The 17991-nt window shown below is 65.0% G+C and carries 14 protein-coding genes; 9 read left to right on the top strand and 5 right to left on the bottom strand.

Going from position 1 to position 17991, the window contains the following annotated elements:
• Positions 1-193: 193 nt before the first annotated feature.
• Positions 194-1231 carry a pepsin/retropepsin-like aspartic protease family protein gene (locus FG94_RS16170; RefSeq protein ID WP_081926029.1) on the top strand — a complete coding sequence of 346 codons (1038 nt, stop codon included), beginning with the start codon at positions 194-196 and terminating at the stop codon, positions 1229-1231.
• Between the two features lie 280 nt (positions 1232-1511).
• On the top strand, positions 1512-1688 hold the full coding sequence (locus FG94_RS27685; RefSeq protein ID WP_161783972.1) for a hypothetical protein: 177 nt from the start codon (positions 1512-1514) through the stop codon (positions 1686-1688).
• A gap of 4 nt (positions 1689-1692) precedes the next feature.
• Here the strand turns inward: FG94_RS27685 and FG94_RS16165 are convergent, their stop codons facing one another.
• A complete protein-coding gene (locus FG94_RS16165) occupies positions 1693-3138 on the bottom strand; it encodes a DHA2 family efflux MFS transporter permease subunit (RefSeq protein ID WP_036213796.1) in 1446 nt (481 codons plus the stop codon).
• Positions 3139-3226: 88 nt separating this feature from the next.
• Positions 3227-3787: an acyloxyacyl hydrolase gene (locus FG94_RS16160; protein ID WP_036213793.1), complete on the bottom strand. Its 561-nt coding sequence runs from the start codon at positions 3785-3787 to the stop codon at positions 3227-3229.
• Positions 3788-3929: 142 nt separating this feature from the next.
• On the opposite strand from FG94_RS16160, the gene FG94_RS16155 reads away from it, so the two are divergent.
• Positions 3930-4631, top strand: a complete 702-nt coding sequence (locus FG94_RS16155) for a suppressor of fused domain protein (RefSeq protein WP_036213791.1) — start codon at positions 3930-3932, stop codon at positions 4629-4631.
• Positions 4631-5524 (top strand): NAD(P)-dependent oxidoreductase, encoded by an 894-nt coding sequence (locus FG94_RS16150; protein ID WP_081926028.1) that lies wholly within the window; start codon positions 4631-4633, stop codon positions 5522-5524. The genes FG94_RS16155 and FG94_RS16150 overlap by 1 nt, the downstream gene beginning before the upstream one ends.
• A 122-nt stretch (positions 5525-5646) precedes the next feature.
• On the opposite strand, the gene FG94_RS16145 is transcribed toward FG94_RS16150, so the two are convergent.
• Positions 5647-6840: a M20 aminoacylase family protein gene (locus tag FG94_RS16145; protein WP_036213788.1), complete on the bottom strand. Its 1194-nt coding sequence runs from the start codon at positions 6838-6840 to the stop codon at positions 5647-5649.
• Between the two features lie 147 nt (positions 6841-6987).
• Between FG94_RS16145 and FG94_RS16140 the strand changes: the two genes are divergently transcribed.
• From FG94_RS16140 to FG94_RS16125, 4 genes are all read left to right on the top strand, one after another.
• On the top strand, positions 6988-9093 hold the full coding sequence (locus FG94_RS16140; protein ID WP_036213786.1) for a molybdopterin-dependent oxidoreductase: 2106 nt from the start codon (positions 6988-6990) through the stop codon (positions 9091-9093).
• A 25-nt stretch (positions 9094-9118) separates the two neighbouring features.
• Entirely contained in the window at positions 9119-10207 is a 1089-nt protein-coding gene (locus FG94_RS16135) for an aminopeptidase (protein WP_036213784.1), read from the top strand.
• Between the two features lie 153 nt (positions 10208-10360).
• A complete protein-coding gene (locus tag FG94_RS16130; RefSeq protein ID WP_036213781.1) occupies positions 10361-12046 on the top strand; it encodes a long-chain-fatty-acid--CoA ligase in 1686 nt (561 codons plus the stop codon).
• 118 nt (positions 12047-12164) lie between these two features.
• Positions 12165-13847, top strand: a complete 1683-nt coding sequence (locus FG94_RS16125) for a long-chain-fatty-acid--CoA ligase (RefSeq protein WP_036213778.1) — start codon at positions 12165-12167, stop codon at positions 13845-13847.
• 196 nt (positions 13848-14043) lie between these two features.
• On the opposite strand, the gene FG94_RS16120 is transcribed toward FG94_RS16125, so the two are convergent.
• Positions 14044-15624 (bottom strand): alkaline phosphatase, encoded by a 1581-nt coding sequence (locus tag FG94_RS16120; RefSeq protein WP_036213775.1) that lies wholly within the window; start codon positions 15622-15624, stop codon positions 14044-14046.
• Positions 15624-16061, bottom strand: coding sequence for an acyl-CoA thioesterase (locus FG94_RS16115; protein WP_036213773.1), 438 nt, complete (start codon positions 16059-16061; stop codon positions 15624-15626). The genes FG94_RS16120 and FG94_RS16115 overlap by 1 nt, the downstream gene beginning before the upstream one ends.
• Positions 16062-16123: 62 nt before the next feature.
• Here FG94_RS16115 and FG94_RS16110 point away from each other — a divergent pair, with 62 nt between their 5' ends.
• Entirely contained in the window at positions 16124-17971 is a 1848-nt protein-coding gene (locus tag FG94_RS16110; protein ID WP_036213770.1) for an ABC transporter ATP-binding protein/permease, read from the top strand.
• The last annotated feature ends 20 nt before the right edge of the window (positions 17972-17991 follow it).

The following is a 17991-nucleotide window of genomic DNA, read 5'->3' as shown; positions in this document are numbered from 1 at the left end:
CCGAACAGGACCGTGAAACGACTTTGCGCCGATGATAGTGCTGCAACCAGTGTGAAAGTAGGTTATCGTCAGGCTAGTTATATGAAAAACCCCACCAGATGATTCTGGTGGGGTTTTTTGCTTTGTACGTATGACATCCGGGTAATTTTCTAAAAGCCCAGTTTCAGTTCATCCGGATCCGTATACTGCTCTCATGCAGACCACTCAGGACTATATGATCCGCTTCACTCGTCAGGCTTCTCACGTCTCCATGCTCTGTAGCGCGATCTGCGCTTTCCTCTTCATCTCACCCATGGCATTTGCCGAGTCCTTGCCGGTGGGATGCGATATGCGCGAACAGGCATCTATCTCGCTTACCTATACCGAGGATTTGCGCCCTGTGGGCGAAGCGACGATCAACGGCATCACGGTTCCCGCCATGCTGAGTACGGGCGCCGCGGAGTCCCTCGTGTTCAACAAAAAAATCTTGGATCGTCTCGGTATTGAAGTACGTCATGCGACCAGCAAGCTGGCCCGCGAAGACGCCCGCAATCCGAAGGGCGTCGATCTCCTGGTGGACTTCTCGCATGCCAATATCAAGGACTTGTCGATCGGCCAGGTCAAGAAGAAGGGTGGCACCTACATGGTCGAGAATTTTATGGACGACACCTTCGGGTTGCGTGTCGGCGCCGGCACGCTCCTGCAGAACGACCTCGAGATTGCCCTGGATGCCGGTTACCTGAAGTCCTTCGACCCCAATGGCTGCATCGGTGCACATCTGGCCTACTGGGATCCGCAGGCGGTCTCGGTGCTTGCCATGGGCGACCCGTGGAAGCGCGATGCGCGGGTCGTGTTCATCGCCACGATCAATGGCAAGCCCATCCATGCATTGTTGTCGACGGCGACTCCCTATTCGTATCTGCCCAAAGCCGTTGGCGAGCGGCTCGGATTGACGCCGGACTCGCCCGGTGCGACGCGCGAAGCCCCCTTGCCCGGAGAGGGTCCTGACAAGCCGGTATGGAAAGTGCCGGTGCCGCTGATGTCGATCGGCGCACTGGAAGTAAAGAATCTCGAGCTGCGCCTGATGGACCTGGCTCACCAAGGCCAAATAATGGTATTGGGCGCCGATTTCCTGCATCGTTACCGCATCTATATTGCCATGGAGCAGAAGCGGATCTATTTTTCGCCGATCACCACGCCACAGGTCCTGAAGCGCGGTTCCGTGCAAGTGATCCCCCAGCCCCTGGATTGAGTTCACGGCCAGGAGGTGCTGGTGGGAAAGCAAGTTAGCAAACGTAACTTCGATGTGCATCCATCCTGCCCGGACCTACACTGAACTCAGGTTCACCGTTAGGGGGCTCAGATGACTACTCGAAGCATTAGTGTGTTGAAACGATGCGCGGCCGGACTGCTGCTGGCCGCCGGACTTGGTGGCTGTGCGGTATACGGGCCGCCCTATGCCGGCTACGACCCATATTATGGCGGAGGCTACTCCAGCTACGTCGGACCACCGGTCGAGTTGAACCTGGGCCTTGGCTATTACGATGCGCCGCGCCGTGGCTACCATCGCGGTCACGGCTGGCGTGATGACCGCGGACATCACCGCGGCCGCGGTCGCGGCCACTGGCGCCGCTGATCACCTGCAAAGCCCGCCTCCTGCGGGCTTTTTGCCCTACCAGGCGCCATCGGGCGGCGCCTGCCTCTCCTGAATCCCTAGGTCCCCTGACCGGCCTCGACCGGCTCGGCTTCCTTGGCCTTGGCCTGGCCGCGGCTGATGCTGTCGCCGTCGTTGCGGCGCAGGCGCCAGAACACGACTGAAGACAGCAGCGTCAGGACCGCCAGCGTCGCGAATCCATGGTGCAGGGCCTGGGCCACCTGTTCCCGGTTGTCCTGCGCCACCGGCCCCAGGAACCAGGCGGTCACGATCGAACCGGCGGCCAGGCCAAAGCTCATCGACAGCTGCTGGAAGGAGCTCGACATCGTGCTCGCCATGCTGGTGTCCTGCGGCTCGATGTCGGCATAGGCCAGCGTGTTCATGCTCGAGAACTGCAGCGAATTGAAGAAGCCCTGCGCCAGGCTGATGGCGACGATGACGTAGAAGGGCGTGCCCGGTCCGACCAGGGTGAACATCGAGATCGTCAGGCCGATGAGCACCGTGTTCACGGTCAGCACCTGGCGGTAGCCGAAGCGTGCCAGCAGCCTGGGCGCGAACATCTTCATGCCCATCGCGGCAGCTGCGGACGGCATCATCAGCAGGCCGGATTGCCAGGCCGGCAGGCCCAGCCCGAGCTGGTACAGCAGCGGCAGCAGGAAGGGCAGGGCGCCCACGCCCAGCCGGGTGAGGAAACCGCCCGCCACCGAGATGCGGAAGGTGCGCACCTTGAACAGGGTGAGGCGCAGCAGCGGATGCTTGATGCGCAGCGCGTGCCAGGCGTAGGTGCCCAGCAGGCCGAGCGACAGGGCCAGCAGCAGCGCGGCCGTGAGCGCGTCGAGCGTGTGCTCGCCGAATACTTCGAGCAGCCAGGACAGGATCGCCGTGCCGCTGCTGAACAGGACCAGGCCGATGACGTCGAGCGGCCGTTTCTCATGGCCGCGGTAGTCGGGCATGTGTTTCCAGACCAGGTAGAGCGCCGCCAGGCCGACCGGCACGTTGATGAAGAAGATCATGCGCCATGTGGTCCAGTGCACGATCAGCCCGCCGACCGTCGGCCCCAGCAACGGTCCGATCAGGGCCGGGATGATCACGAAGTTCATCGCCGCCAGCAGTTCGCTCTTGGGGAAGGTGCGCACGATGGCCAGGCGGCCGACCGGCATCATCATCGCGCCGCCGAGGCCCTGCAGCAGGCGGGCTGCGGTCATCATGTGGGCGTTGACGGACAGGCCGCACAGGATCGAGGCGATGGTGAAGATGGAGATGGCGGTGAAGAACACGCGCCGGGTGCCGAAGCGGTCCGCCATCCAGCCGCTGAGCGGGATGCCGACCGCCAGGCCGAGGATGTAGCTGGTGACCACCGATTTCAGGCTCAGCGGCGTCACCTGCAGGCTGGCCGCGATGCTCGGAATGGCGGTATTGACGACGGTGGCGTCGAGATGCTCCATGAACAGGGCAGTCGCGACGAGCCACGGCAGGTAGCGTTTGATGGTGCTGGAATCAGTCAATCGGACCTCGTGATACCGGCAGGCCGGGCGGCCCGCCTTGGTCCGATTGTGTCATAAATCGCAAGCGGACTCCGTCCGGCTGCTACGTTCAGAACTTGTAGGCGGCCTTGGCGATGATCCAGTTCGCGCCCGCGTTCGGGCTCTTGATGCTGGCGTTCGAGTAATGCTGGTACTTCAGGCCGAAGTCCCACTTGGCGGTGGTGTAGCCCACGCCGATGTGGTCGCCGAACTGGAAGGCGGTGGACAGTTCCTTGTCCTCGTTCTTGTACAAGGTGGAGAACAGGTTCACGCCGATGCCGACCTCGCCATACAGGCCGAGCTTGCTGTCGCTCTGGTAGCGGAATACCGGAGTGAAGCCGACCACGGCGATGTTCTTGGTCCGGCCCGGCACGTTCTGGTAGGCGCGCAGGCGCCACAGGGCCAGGTTGGTTTCCCAGTAGCCCGACAGGTGGTAGCCGTTGCGGGCGAACCAGCGCTGGTCCCAGTCGTTCTGGACGGCGACGCGCAGCATGCGCTGCTGGGGATTGGTGCCGAACTCGAGCGACGCCGAGTCGGCCCAGCCGCCGAGGGCTTGGGCGTGTGCGGCCTGGGCGCTGAACGCCAGCGCGAGGGCGGCGGCAATGCCGGCAATTTTCTTCACAGTAGGCATGTTCTTCTTTCTTAACAGCGATGAAATATTGTGCAACGCACTATTGTACTAGCGAGAACAAATTGGCGCTGTCCGCCACCTTGCGCTGTCGCGCAGGTATGATAGACGCCCCGCAGAACGCATACTCTTTTCTTACTGTCGCATGACCGAACCGACCAGCACCCCCCTGTATCCGCTTGCCGCGCCGACCCAGCAGCAGCTCACGCCCACCGTCTTGCCGCATGACCCGGTGGCGGAGCACATCGCCGCCCACCTCGGCCGGATCGATACCGTCTTCCACGATACCATCGCCGACCCGGTGCAGGTCGACATCCATGTGGTGCCGGCCAACGAGCGCACGCCTTTCCTGCGCCTGGTGACCTCGGGCATGAGCAGCCGCCCGATGAGCGTGCCGGAAGGCGCGCCGCCGTTCGGCGAACTGATGATGGCTCTGCCGGCGGACTGGAAGCTGGATGAAGCGTCGGTGCGGGACGAGCGCTGGTACTGGCCGGTGGCCCTGCTGCGCCATCTGGCGCACTATCCGCACCAGCACGCGACCTGGCTCGGCCTCGGCCACACGGTGCCGAACGGCCATCCGGCCAAGCCCTATGCCAAGGGCGTCGAATTCACCGGCGCCATCCTGCTGCCGCCGGCCTCGGCGCCGGAGGCCTTCGCCGCGCTCGAGCGGGACGGCAAGGACATCTATTTCCACTGCGTGGTGCCGCTCTATGAGGCGGAAATGGACCTGGTCAAGCGCAAGGGTTTCCCGGCGCTGCTGGACGGCTTCAACGACAAGGGCGTGACCGACCTGGTCGTGCCTGGCCGCAAGAACACCGTCAAGAAAAAATTCCTCGGACTGTTCTGATGACGACCATCGCCTTCCTCGGGATCGGCCTGATGGGAAGGCCGATGGCGGGCCGCCTGGCCCAGGCCGGCTACCCGGTGCGCGCCTGGAACCGGACCTACGCCAGGGCCGAGGCGCTGCGCGGCAGCGGGGCAGAGCCGGTCGCGGACCTGGGCGCGGCGGTGCGCGGCGCCCAGGTGGTCATCTCCATGCTCGAGGCCGGGCCGGTGGTGGGCGCTGTGCTCGACGCCGCCTTGCCCGCGCTCGCGCCGGGCACGCTGTGGATCGACATGAGTTCGACCCGGCATGACGAAGCGCTGGCCTTCCAGGCGCGCCTGGTGGCGCAGGGCTGCCGCTTCATGGATGCGCCGGTGTCGGGCGGCGTCGGCGGCGCCGAAGCGGGGACGCTGGCCATCATGGCCGGCGGCGAGGCGTCGGATGTTGACCAGGTGGTAAACATTCTCGAGGCGATGGGCAAGCCCCAGCGCGTCGGCCCGGTGGGCAGCGGGCAGGTGGCCAAGCTGTGCAACCAGCTGATCGTGGGCGCCACGCTGAACGTGGTGGCCGAGGCGCTGCTGCTGGCGCAGGCCGCAGGCGCCGATCCGGCCGCGGTGCGCGAGGCGATCCGCGGCGGATTCGCGGGCAGCCGGATCCTCGAGGTGCACGGGCAGCGCATGCTGGAGCGGAATTTCGTGCCGGGTGGGCAGGTCAAGAGCCAGCTGAAGGATTTACGGAACGTCTTGGCGGCGGCCGAAGCGGCGGGCTTGACATTGCCGGTGACGGAGCTGGTGACGCGGCAGTACGAGACGATCGAAGCTAGCTTGCCGACGGCGGATCATGCGGCGGCCCTGCTGGCGCTGGAGCAGATGAATCCGGGGCTCCGATTGGGGCACTTGAAAGACCAGCTCCCGTAGGGTGGGCAGGTCTCCTGCCCACGCGGCGTGCGCTGACATTGGCATGTTGCGGTCGTGCTGGCATCCGCTGACCGCATGGGCGGCATAGCCGCCCACCCTACGAAAAGCTGCTCGCAGCCGTATCAGCCATTCGGCAAGCTCATCTCCACCAGCCGCACCCAATAACTCGCCCCGATCGGCAGCAAATTGTCATTGAAGTCATAACTGGTGTTATGCAACTGGCACGGCCCCAGCCCATGCCCGCCCGCGCGGTGCGCCCCGTCGCCATTACCGAGGAACACATAGCACCCTGGCTTTTCCTGCAGCATGAAGGCAAAGTCTTCCGCCCCCATGGTCGGCTCGACCTGCGTATCCACGCGATCCGCCCCCACCACCGCCCGCATCGCCTCGACCGCGAAGGCCGTCTGCTCCGGATGGTTGATCAGCGGCGGGTAGTTACGCTTGAAACTGAAGTCGACCGAGGCATTGAAGGCCGCGGCGACGCCGGTCGCGATCTCTTCCATGCGGCGCTGGATCAGATCCAGTACCTCATACGAGAAGGTGCGCACGGTGCCCACCAGTTCCGCTTCGTCGGGAATCACGTTGGTGGCGCTGCCGGCATGGATCTGGGTGATCGACAGCACCGCCGATTCCAGCGGATTCTTTTCGCGCGACACGATGGTCTGCCAGGCCTGGGCGATCTGCACCGCCACCATTACCGGGTCGATGCCGCGGTGCGGCTGCGCCGCATGGGCGCCCTTGCCGCGCACGCTCACGCGGAATTCGTTACTGGAGGCCATCATCGGCCCGGCGACCACGCCGAAGTGCCCCTCCGGGATGCCCGGCCAGTTGTGCATGCCGTACACCGCGTCCATCGGGAACTGCTCGAACAGGCCATCAATCATCATGCGGCGTGCGCCGCCGCCGCCTTCCTCGGCCGGCTGGAAGATCAGGTAGACGGTGCCGTCGAAGTTGCGGTGCTGCGCCAGGTGCTGGGCGGCGCCGAGCAGCATGGCGGTGTGGCCATCATGGCCGCAGGCGTGCATCTTGCCCGGATGGCGCGAGGCGTGGGCGAAGCCATTGATCTCTTGCATGGGCAGCGCATCCATGTCGGCGCGCAGGCCGATCGCGCGATGCGACGTGCCGTTCTTGACGATGCCGACCACGCCGGTCACGCCCAGGCCGCGCACGATCGGGATGCCCCATTCCGTCAGCTTCGCCGCCACCACATCGGCGGTGCGCTGCTCTTCGTAGCACAGCTCCGGGTGCGCGTGCAGGTCGCGCCGGATTTCCTGAAGTTCCGGCAGATAGGCCAGGATTGGTTCAACGAGTTTCATCTGTCCCTCCGTTTTTGTCATGCTTGCATTGCATGCCTTGAACCATTGTAGCCTGCCTCAAACACCCAGTGAAAGAGGAGGGGACGGACCTCCCCAAGATCGTATAAAGTATTGGTTTCACGAAGTATTTTCCGCCGATCCCACCCCATGCCAGTTACACAAGTCCGCGCCGCCTGCCCCCACGATTGCCCCGATACCTGCGCCATCCTCGTCACCGTCGATGATGGCGTGGCGCTTGAGGTAAAGGGCGATCCGGAGCATCCGACCACGGCGGGCGTGCTGTGCACCAAGGTGTCGCGCTACGTGGAGCGCACCTACCACCCGGACCGCGTGCTGTACCCGATGCGCCGCGTGGGACGCAAGGGCGAAGGCAAATTCGAGCGCATCACCTGGGAAGCGGCGATCGACGAGATCGCCGAGCGCCTCGGCACGATCGCTGCCCGCGATCCGCAAGCCATTCTCCCCTACAGCTATGCCGGCACCATGGGACTGGTGCAGGGCGATTCGATGTCTTTACGCTTCTTCAACAAGCTCGGGGCCTCGCAGCTGGACCGCACCATCTGCGCCACCGCCGGCGCCACCGGCTACAAGTACACCATCGGCGGCTCGATCGGCACCGACATCGAGCACTTCCAGGATGCCAAGCTGATCCTGATCTGGGGCGGCAACCCGATCGCGTCCAACCTGCACCTGTGGATGCGCGTCCAGGAAGCCAAGCGCCGCGGCGCGAAGCTGATCGCGATCGATCCCTACCGCTCGCTGACGGCCGAGAAATGCCACCAGCACATTTCTCTGCTGCCAGGTACGGACGCCGCGCTGGCGCTGGGCATGATGCACGTCCTCATCACCGAAGACCTGGTCGACCACGACTACGTGGCGAAGTACACGCTGGGCTACGAAGAACTGAAACAGCGCGCGCTGGAATGGACGCCGGCGCGCACCGCCGAGACCTGCGGCATCACGGCCATCGAGGTGATCGAACTGGCACGCCTGTACGGCCAGACCGCGAAGAGCGGCGAGGGCGCGGCGATCCGCATGAACTACGGCCTGCAGCGCGTGCGCGGCGGCGGCATGGCGGTGCGCAATATCGCCTGCCTGCCGGCCCTGGTCGGGGCCTGGCGCCACCGGGCGGGTGGGGTGCAGCTGTCGACCTCGGGGTCCTTCCCGGCCAACCGTCCCTTCCTGCAGCGCCCGGACCTCTTGGGCGGCCGCATGGCGCGCACCATCAACATGACCACCATCGGCGACGACCTGCTCAAGGAGGCCTCGCCCGAGTTCGGTCCGAAGATCGAAGCCGTCATCGTCTATAACGCCAACCCGCTGGCGATCGCCCCGGATTCGGCGAAAGTCCAGCAGGGCTTCGAGCGCGAAGACCTGTTCACCGTGGTGCTGGAACACTTCCAGACCGACAGCGCCGACTATGCCGACATCCTGCTGCCGGCCACCACCCAGCTCGAGCACGTCGATGCGCACCTGGCCTACGGCCACCTGTACATGATGGCGAACAACGCGGCGATTGCGCCCATCGGCGAAGCGAAACCGAACACGGAGTTCTTCCGCCTGCTGGCCGCGCGCATGGGCTTCGACGACCCCTGCTTCCGGGAGTCCGACGACGAGCTGGCCGCCCAGGCCTTCGACAAGCGCCACGAGCGCGCGGTGCACTTCGACTGGGACGCGCTCAAGCGCAAGGGCTGGCAGAAACTCAACATGCCCGAGGCGCCCTTCGCCGAAGGCGGCTTCCCGACCCCGTCGGGCAAGTGCGAATTTTATTCGAGCAGCATGGCGAGCGACGGGCTCGACCCGGTCCCGGCCTATATTCCGCCGTATGAATCGGCCGCTTCCAACCCGGAACTGGCGCGGAAGTACCCGCTGGCGATGATCTCGCCTCCGGCAAGGAACTTCCTCAACTCGACCTTTGTCAATGTACAGAGCCTACGCGCAACTGAGGGCGAGCCGCACCTCGACATCCACCCGAACGACGCCGCACGACGCGGCATCCTGCACGGTGACATGGCGCGTATCTTCAACGACCGCGGCTCGTTCGTCGCCCGTGCACGCGTCACCGACAAGGCGCGCGAAGGATTGGTGGTGGGCTTGTCGATCTGGTGGAAGAAACTCGCCAGCGACGGCAAGAACGCCAATGAAGTCACCAGCCAGCGATTGACCGACATGGGCAGGGCGCCCACTTTCTACGACACCCTGGTGCAGGTCGAAAAGGCCGCGCCCTCAATGCGAGATGAAATCCACCACTAGATTTTCCCGTGCCTTCCGGCCATTCATGGCCGCTACCGCCGCGGCCCTGATGTTGTCAAGCTGCTCATCCCTCTCCTACTACACCCAGGCCGCACAAGGCCAGCTCGAACTGCTGACGGATTCCCGTCCGATCGATGCCTGGCTGGCCGATCCCTCCACCAACACCAAGCTGCGCCACCGCCTGGAGGCGGCACGCCAGATCCGCCGCTACGCGATCCAGGAAATGAAGCTGCCCGATAACGGCAGCTACACCAACTTCACCAACATCAAGCGTCCCTACGTGCTGTGGAACGTGGTCGCCACGCCCGAGCTGTCGCTGAAACCGATGCAGTGGTGCTTCCCGGTGGCCGGCTGCGTGAACTACCGCGGCTACTACAGCAAGCAGGAAGCCCAGGCCTATGCCAAGCAGCTGCGCAGCCAGGGCCACGACGTGGAAGTGGGCGGCGTCAGTGCCTACTCGACCCTGGGCTGGTTCAGCGACCCCTTGATCTCGACCTTCATCCACTACCCGGACGCCGAGCTGGCGCGCCTGATCTTCCACGAGCTGGCGCACCAGGTGGTGTACGTACCGGGCGATTCGAAGTTCAACGAGTCCTTCGCCAGCGCGGTGGAGCAGGCCGGCGTCGAAGGCTGGCTGGAACGCTTCGGCAACGAGGCCATGGTCGAGGCCTTCGAGCGCTACACCGCGCGCAAGAAGGATTTCATGGCGCTGCTGGTGCGCTACCGCGGCGAGCTGGAGAAGCTCTATGCCAGCGATCAGAGCCGCGACGACAAGCGCGCCACCAAGGCGCGGCTGTTCATCGCGCTGAAGGACGACTACCAGGTGCTGAAGGCGAACTGGGGCGGCTACGCGGGCTACGACCGCTTCTTCGCCGAGCCGCTGTCGAATGCCCACCTGGCCTCGATCGCCACCTACAACGACTTCGTCCCGGCCTTCCGCGCGTTGCTGCGCAAGGAGCGCAGCTGGACCGCTTTCTACAAGTCGGTCAACCAGATCGCCAAGCTCGACAAGCTTGAGCGGCACCGCGTGCTGGCCAGGCTGGCAGCGCCGGCCCCGACCGCGCCGCTCGTGGTGCAGCGCACCATGGGCGAGGTCGCCAGTACGGGGAAATAAACGCATATAGAGGACCCGTTCCAATCGACTTAAAAGAACTTGCGCGCATTGGCGCTGCCCGATAGCATCACAAGCAGGCGATAGCAAAGGCGCAATCCTGGACTGCGCACGCTCGGACCACCACGATAACTATTCGAGACAAAAGGGCATCCGATGGACAAAATTTGGCTGAAGTCGTACCCCCCGAACGTACCAAGCGAGATCAACCCTGACCAGTACGCGTCGCTGGTGCATATGCTGGAGGAATCCTTCAGCAAGTACGCCGACCGCAACGCCTACGTGTGCATGGACAAGTTCCTGACTTACGGCGAGCTGGATGCCTATTCGAAGAAGCTGGCGGCCTGGCTGCAGAGCCGCGGCATGGAGCGCGGCGCGCGGGTGGCGATCATGATGCCGAACGTGCTGCAGTACCCGATCGCGATCGCGGCCGTGCTGCGCGCCGGCTACACCGTGGTCAACGTCAACCCGCTGTACACGCCGCGCGAGCTCGAGCACCAGATCAAGGACTCGGGCAGCGAAGCGATCATCGTGCTCGAGAACTTCGCCAACACGGTGCAGCAGGTGATCGGCAAGACCCCGCTCAAGCACGTGGTGGTGGCGAGCATGGGCGAGATGCTGGGCGGCGCCAAGGGCATGCTGGTCAACTTCGTGGTCCGTCACATCAAGAAGATGGTGCCGGAGTACTCGCTGCCGAACATGGTGCGCTTCAAGGAAGCCCTGTCGCAGGGCGCCAGGATGCCGTTCTCGAAGGTCGAGCTGAAGTCCTCGGACATCGCCTTCCTGCAGTACACCGGCGGCACCACCGGCGTGTCGAAAGGCGCGACGCTCACGCACCGTAACGTGATCGCCAACGTGCTGCAGACCGAAGCCTGGTCGGCGCCGGCGATGGGGCAGTCGAACGAGCAGACCGTGATCGTCTGCGCGCTGCCGCTGTACCACATCTTCGCGCTGACGGCCTGCGCGATGTGGGGCATGCGCACCGGCGCGCTGAACATCCTGATCGTCAACCCGCGCGACATCCCGGGCTTCATCAAGGAGCTGGGCAAGTACAAGATCAACATGCTGCCGGCCGTGAACACGCTGTACAACGCGCTGGTGAACCACCCGGACATCGGCACCGTGGACTTCTCGGGCCTGAAGGTGTCGAACGGCGGCGGCATGGCGGTGCAGAAGGCCGTCAACGACAAGTGGAAGCAGATCACGGGCACCGCGATCATCGAAGGCTACGGCCTGTCCGAGACTGCGCCGGTGGCCACCTGCAACCGCGCCGACGTGAAGGAATTCACCGGCACCATCGGCCTGCCGATCCCGTCCACCGACATCGCGATCCTGGACGACGAAGGCAAGCAGATGGGCATCGGCCAGATCGGCGAGATCGCGATCCGCGGCCCGCAGGTGATGGCGGGCTACTGGAACCGCCCGGACGAAACCGCCAAGGTCATGACGCCGGACGGCTTCTTCAAGTCGGGCGACGTCGGCATCATGGATGCGGACGGCTACGTGAAGATCGTCGACCGCAAGAAGGACATGATCCTGGTCTCGGGCTTCAACGTCTACCCGAACGAGCTGGAAGGCGTGATCGCCGGCCACCCGGGCGTGCTCGAATGCGCCGTGATCGGCGTGCCGGACGAGCATTCCGGCGAAGCGGTGAAGGTGTTCGTGGTGCGCAAGGACCCGAACCTGACCGCCGAGCAGCTGATGGACTACTGCAAGCAGCAGTTCACCGGCTACAAGAAACCGAAGTACATCGAGTTCCGCGACGAGCTGCCGAAGACCAATGTCGGCAAGATCCTGCGCCGCGCACTGCGGGACGAGAAGAAGCAGGCGGAAACCGCCTGACGGCAGCATGACGGCCGGCGCAGCATGCCGGCCCGCGGAAGCCGCCCCGAAGCTGCCATGCTCCGGGCGGCTTCGCGTTTTAATGGACATAGCATCAGATACAGAAGGTGAGGCACGGATGGACAAGTTTTGGCTCAAGTCGTACGAGGGTGGCGTACCTGCGGAGATCGACCCCACGCAGTACCGCTCCCTGACGCATCTGCTGGAGGAGGCGTTCCGCAAGCACGCCGACCGCAAGGCCTATGCGTGCATGGGCAAGACGCTCACCTTCGCCGAACTGGACCGCCTGTCGGGCCGCATGGCGGCCTGGCTGCAGGCCAGGGGCCTGAAGCCGGGCGCACGCGTGGCCATCATGCTGCCGAACGTGCTGCAATACCCGGTGGCGATGGCTGCCGTGCTGCGCGCCGGCTACGTGATCGTCAACGTCAATCCGCTCTACACCCCGCGCGAACTGCAGCACCAGCTCAAGGATTCCGGCGCCGAGGCCATCGTGGTGCTGGAGAACTTCGCGCACACGCTGGAACAGGTGATCGGTAACACCGAGGTCAAGCACGTGGTCGTGGCCAGCATGGGCGACCTGCTGGGCGGCCTGAAGGGCACGCTGGTCAACCTGGTGGTCCGCAAGATCAAGAAGATGGTGCCGGCCTGGTCGCTGCCGGGCTCGATCGGCTTCAAGCGCATGCTGGCGGAAGCCTCGGGCGCGACCCTGCGTCCGGTCGCCATCGGCCACGACGACATCGCCTTCCTGCAGTACACCGGCGGCACCACCGGCGTCTCGAAAGGCGCGGTGCTGCTGCACAAGCACGTGATCGCCAACGTGCTGCAGAACGAAGCCTGGTTCGCGCCGACCCTGGCCAAGCTGAAAGCTGGGGCGCAGCCGCAGTTCGTGTGCGCGCTGCCGCTGTACCACATCTATGCGCTGACCGTGTGCGCCCTGCTGGGCCTGCGCGTGGGCGGCATGAACCTCCTGATTCCGAACCCGCGCGACATCCCCGGCTTCATCAAGGAGCTGGGCGACTACCGCATCAACATTTTCCCGGCCGTGAACACGCTGTACAACGGGCTGGTGAACAACCCGGAATTCGCCAAGCTCGACTTCTCGGGCCTGCTGGTGTGCCCGGGTGGCGGCATGGCGGTGCAAAAAGCCGTGGCGGACAAATGGCTGCAAATCACCGGCATCCCGATCGTGGAAGGCTACGGCTTGTCCGAGACTTCGCCGGTGGTCACCGCGAACCGCTGCGACATCACCGACTTCACCGGCACCATCGGCCTGCCGCTGCCCTCGACCGAGATCCGCATCCTGGACGAAGCCGGCAACGAAGTCCCCTTCGGCACCGCCGGCGAGATCGCGGTGCGCGGCCCGCAGGTGATGGCCGGCTACTGGCAGCGCGACGACGAGACTGTCAAGGTCATGACCGCGGACGGCTTCTTCAAGACCGGCGACGTCGGCATCATGGACGAGAAGGGCTATACCCGCATCGTCGACCGCAAGAAGGACATGATCCTGGTCTCGGGCTTCAACGTCTACCCGAACGAGATCGAAGGCGTGGTCGCGGCGATGCCGGGCGTGCTGGAAGTGGCCTGCGTGGGCGTGCCGGACAAGAACTCGGGCGAGGCCGTCAAGCTGTACATCGTGAAGAAGGATGCCGCGCTCACCAGCGAGCAGGTGATGGCGTTCTGCAAGGAGCAATTCACGGGCTACAAGCGGCCGAAGTACGTGGAATTCCGCGAGACGCTGCCGAAGACCAACGTGGGCAAGATCCTGCGGCGCGAGCTGCGCGACGAGAAGACCTCGGCCTAAGCCCTCTCGACAAGATCGTAGGGTGGGCGGCTCCACCCCTCGGTCAGGCATGCCGTTATTGTCGATGCCGCCCACGCGTTCAACTCACGCGCGAGCAGACGAGGCGGCTGTTCGAGTTCTGTTTGAACGCGTGGGCGGCGTCTGCGCTGCAGCTGATCATATCGCCGGGTGGAGCCGCCCACCCTACCTCCTGGTCCTAGCTTGTCTGCTCGGCGCCCGCCACCCCGTCGGCCACGCGGAACGCAGCCAGTTCCGCGATGGCTGATTTTGCATCCCGCACGTCGTCCAGTCCCATGAAGTGCGTCACCGTCTGCTTTGGCGTGATCTCCAGCAGCATGTAGCCGCGCTTGTCGCTGCGCCCGTACAGCATGTGCGGGTTGTTCTCCATGTGCGCCAGCGTGCGCTCCTGCGAGCGTGAACTCGAGGTCACCGAGGTGCCCACGAACTCGGTCGCCACCACCGCGTTCTGCTTCGACACCGGCTTCGAGAAATCCGGCCGCAGCGCGGTCGCATAGAAGGTGTGCACGTCGCCGCCCAGCACCAGCGGATTGTGCGCGCCCTGCCTGACGATCGTGTCCAGCAGGCGCCGGCGCGCCGCCGGGTAGCCGTCCCAGCCATCGGTCCAGAAGCGGCCGTCCTCCTGTTTCACGACCGGCACGCTGCTCGACTGCGCCATCAGGGTCTGCTGCGCCAGGATGTTCCATGTTGCGCGCGAGCTCGCCAGTCCCGACTCCAGCCACGCCTCCTGTTCCGCGCCCAGCATCGTGCGGCGCGGATCGCGCAGGGCCTCGCAGGCGCGCGCGAACACGGCGTTCGAGCCGCCCTGGGTGGCGGACTTGGTGCAGGCCTGCGGCGAACGGTACTGGCGGTCGTCGAGCACGTGGAAGCGCGCGAGCCGGCCCCAGTCGACGCGCTGGAACAGTTCCACTTTCGCAAACCCGTCGCGCCTGACCGAAGGCAGGCGCAATGGCATGTGCTCATAAAAAGCCTGGTAGGCCGCCGCGCGGCGGGTGGCGAAGTCCTGGGCCAGGCGCTCGTCGCGCAGGGCGGCGTAGTCGTTGGCCACCTCGTGGTCGTCCCAGGTCACGATCCAGGGCGCCGCGGCGTGCGCGGCCTGCAGGTCCGGGTCACTTTTGTACTGCGCATAGCGCTTGCGATAATCGGACAGCGTGAACGACTCGTCGCTGCGCACCGCACGCGCGGGATGGCGCAGCTGGTAGGGGCCCCACTCGTAGATGTAGTCGCCCAGGAAGGCGACCAGGTCGGGGCTGCTTGCCGCGATGTGGCGGTGCGCGGCATAGCTGCCGAACTCCCAGTGCTGGCAGGACGCCACCGCCAGCTTGAGCTGGCCGGGCATCTCGTCCCTGCCTGGCGCCGTGCGGGTGCGGCCGACCGGGCTGACGGCGTCGCCCAGCATGAAGCGGTACCAGTACCAGCGGCCCGGCGCCAGGCCTTTCACGTCAACGTGCACGCTGTGGGCGAGCTCCGGCCCGGCCACCGCCGTGCCTTTTGCGGCGATGCTGCGGAAGGCCTCGTCGTGGGCGACTTCCCAGCGCACCGTCATCGCGACCGGCGGCGTGGATTCCGCCTTGAGCGGCTCGCTCAGGATGCGCGTCCACAGGATGACGGAATCGGGCAGTGGCGAGCCCGAGGCGACGCCCAGGCTGAACGGGTAGGGGCCTTTCGCGGACGAGGCGCAGGCGCCCAGGCTGGCGGCGGACAGCGCGGCCGAGAGCCGCGCGGCGTCGAGCAGGAACAGCCGGCGCGCCGTCCTCATCACTCGTGGCTGATCAGCGAATCGAGTGGCGGCAGTTGGCGCGGCTTGCGGTCCGGGCCGGTGGCGACATAGGTCAGCTGCGCCTCGGTGACTTTCACGACATCCGCCTGGAGGCGGTTGCGCTCGGCATAGACCTCGACGCACACGGTGATCGAGGTATTGCCGACCTTGACGATCTCGGCGTAGAAGGACAGCAGGTCGCCCACGAACACCGGCTGCTTGAACAGGAAGGAGTTCACGGCGATGGTGGCCACGCGTCCGTTCGCGCGGCGGGTGGCCGGCAGCGAGCCGGCGACATCGACCTGGGCCATGATCCAGCCGCCGAACACGTCCCCGTACACGTTGGCGTCGGACGGCGCGGGCATCACGCGCAGTTCGGGCATCTTGCCTTCGGGCAGGCGGGTTCGTGGGGCGGCGGCATTTTGTGGCGTGGTCATCTTGAATTCTCGGTAAAAGCTACAATCGTCCCGAATTGAACCATAAATCCCCACGCCCTGCCATGCGACGTACTCCAGCCTCATCCGTACCCCTGCCGCCCGATTCGAAGGGCGTGCCCCGCAACGACTGGGCCACCCTCCGTACCCTGTTCCCGTATTTGTGGGTCTACAAATGGCGCGTGCTGGCCGCGCTCGCCGCGCTGGTGGGCGCAAAACTAGCCAACGTCGGCGTGCCGCTAGTGCTCAAGCAGCTGATCGACCAGCTCGCCATCGATCCGAAAGACCCGCACGCGCTCTTGGTGCTGCCGCTCGGCGCGCTGGTCGCCTATGGCCTGCTGCGCCTGTCCACCACGCTGTTCACCGAGCTGCGCGAATTCCTGTTCGCACGGGTGACGCAGCGCGCGGTGCGGACCATCGCGCTGAAGGTGTTCCGCCACCTGCACGCGCTGTCGCTGCGCTTCCACCTGAACCGCCAGACCGGCGGCATGACGCGCGACATCGAACGCGGCACGCGCGGCGTGAATTCGCTCATCTCCTATTCGTTGTTCAACGTGCTGCCAACGCTGGTGGAGATCACCCTGGTGCTCGGCTACCTGGTGCTGAACTACGACATCTGGTTCACCGTCATTACCGGCGTGGCCCTGGTGAGCTACATCGCCTTCACGGTGATCGTGACCGAGTGGCGCACGCACTTTCGCCGCACCATGAACGAGCTCGACTCGAAGGCCAATACCAAGGCCATCGATTCGCTGCTCAACTATGAAACGGTGAAGTACTCCGGCAACGAGGAATACGAAGCGAAGCGCTACGACCAGGGCCTGCAGAGCTTCGAGAACGCCGCGGTGCGCTCGCAGACTTCGCTGTCTTTCCTGAACACGGGCCAGTCCCTGATCATCGCCACCGCCGTCACGCTGATCCTGTGGCGCGCCACCGAAGGCGTGATCGCCGGGACCATGACGCTGGGCGACCTGGTGCTGGTGAACTCGTTCATGATCCAGCTGTACATCCCGCTCAACTTCCTGGGCGTGATCTACCGCGAAATCAAGCAGAGCCTGGCCGACATGGAGCGCCTGTTCTCGCTGCTCGACCAGAACCGCGAAGTGGCCGACAGCCCTGGTGCCCAGCCCCTCGTCACCCGCGGCGCCCAGGTCGAGTTCTCGCACGTCGAGTTCAGCTACGAAGCCAAGCGCCAGATCCTGTTCGACGTCGACTTCACGATTCCGGCCGGGACCACCACTGCAGTGGTGGGCCACAGCGGCTCGGGCAAGTCGACCCTGTCACGCCTGCTGTTCCGTTTCTACGACGTGAATGGCGGGGCGATCCGCATCGACGGCCAGGACCTGCGCAACATCACCCAGCAATCGCTGCGCGCCTCGATCGGCATCGTGCCGCAGGACACGGTGCTGTTCAACGACAGCATCGAATACAACATCGCCTACGGCCGGCCGGGCGCCTCGCACGAGGACATTGTCGCAGCGGCGCGCGCGGCGTCGATCCACGACTTCATCGAGAGCCTGCCGGACGGCTACAAGACCATGGTGGGCGAGCGCGGCCTGAAACTGTCGGGCGGCGAGAAGCAGCGCGTGGCGATCGCACGCACCTTGCTGAAGAACCCGGCGATCCTGATTTTCGACGAGGCGACGTCGGCGCTGGATTCGAAGTCGGAGCGGGCGATCCAGGCCCAGCTGAAGGAGATCGCGAAGGACCGTACCACCCTGGTGATCGCGCACCGGCTGTCGACCATCGCGGATGCGCAGCAGATCATCGTGCTGGACCACGGGCGGATCGTCGAGCGCGGCACGCACGGGTCGTTGCTCGCGGCGCGCGGGCTGTATGCGCAGATGTGGGAAAGGCAGCTGGCGCGGCCGGATGAGGAGCTGGCGTCGCCGCCGCTGGAGATTGCGAAGTAGAAGTTGCGGTGCGCCGCAGC

The organism is Massilia sp. LC238, from assembly GCF_000735635.1.
Classification (GTDB): domain Bacteria; phylum Pseudomonadota; class Gammaproteobacteria; order Burkholderiales; family Burkholderiaceae_D; genus Telluria; species Telluria varians.
The sequence above is the reverse complement of the archived record's forward strand: the minus strand, read 5'-3'. Positions and strand labels throughout refer to the sequence as shown.

Excerpts from the sequence above, each read along its gene's own strand:
- FG94_RS16170 (WP_081926029.1), top strand. The coding sequence starts at position 194 with ATGCAGACCACTCAGGACTATATGATCCGCTTCACTCGTCAGGCTTCT.
- FG94_RS16160 (WP_036213793.1), bottom strand. The coding sequence starts at position 3,787 with ATGCCTACTGTGAAGAAAATTGCCGGCATTGCCGCCGCCCTCGCGCTG.
- FG94_RS16155 (WP_036213791.1), top strand. The coding sequence starts at position 3,930 with ATGACCGAACCGACCAGCACCCCCCTGTATCCGCTTGCCGCGCCGACC.
- FG94_RS16150 (WP_081926028.1), top strand. The coding sequence starts at position 4,631 with ATGACGACCATCGCCTTCCTCGGGATCGGCCTGATGGGAAGGCCGATG.
- FG94_RS16145 (WP_036213788.1), bottom strand. The coding sequence starts at position 6,840 with ATGAAACTCGTTGAACCAATCCTGGCCTATCTGCCGGAACTTCAGGAA.
- FG94_RS16140 (WP_036213786.1), top strand. The coding sequence starts at position 6,988 with ATGCCAGTTACACAAGTCCGCGCCGCCTGCCCCCACGATTGCCCCGAT.
- FG94_RS16135 (WP_036213784.1), top strand. The coding sequence starts at position 9,119 with ATGGCCGCTACCGCCGCGGCCCTGATGTTGTCAAGCTGCTCATCCCTC.
- FG94_RS16130 (WP_036213781.1), top strand. The coding sequence starts at position 10,361 with ATGGACAAAATTTGGCTGAAGTCGTACCCCCCGAACGTACCAAGCGAG.
- FG94_RS16125 (WP_036213778.1), top strand. The coding sequence starts at position 12,165 with ATGGACAAGTTTTGGCTCAAGTCGTACGAGGGTGGCGTACCTGCGGAG.
- FG94_RS16120 (WP_036213775.1), bottom strand. The coding sequence starts at position 15,624 with ATGAGGACGGCGCGCCGGCTGTTCCTGCTCGACGCCGCGCGGCTCTCG.
- FG94_RS16115 (WP_036213773.1), bottom strand. The coding sequence starts at position 16,061 with ATGACCACGCCACAAAATGCCGCCGCCCCACGAACCCGCCTGCCCGAA.
- FG94_RS16110 (WP_036213770.1), top strand. The coding sequence starts at position 16,124 with ATGCGACGTACTCCAGCCTCATCCGTACCCCTGCCGCCCGATTCGAAG.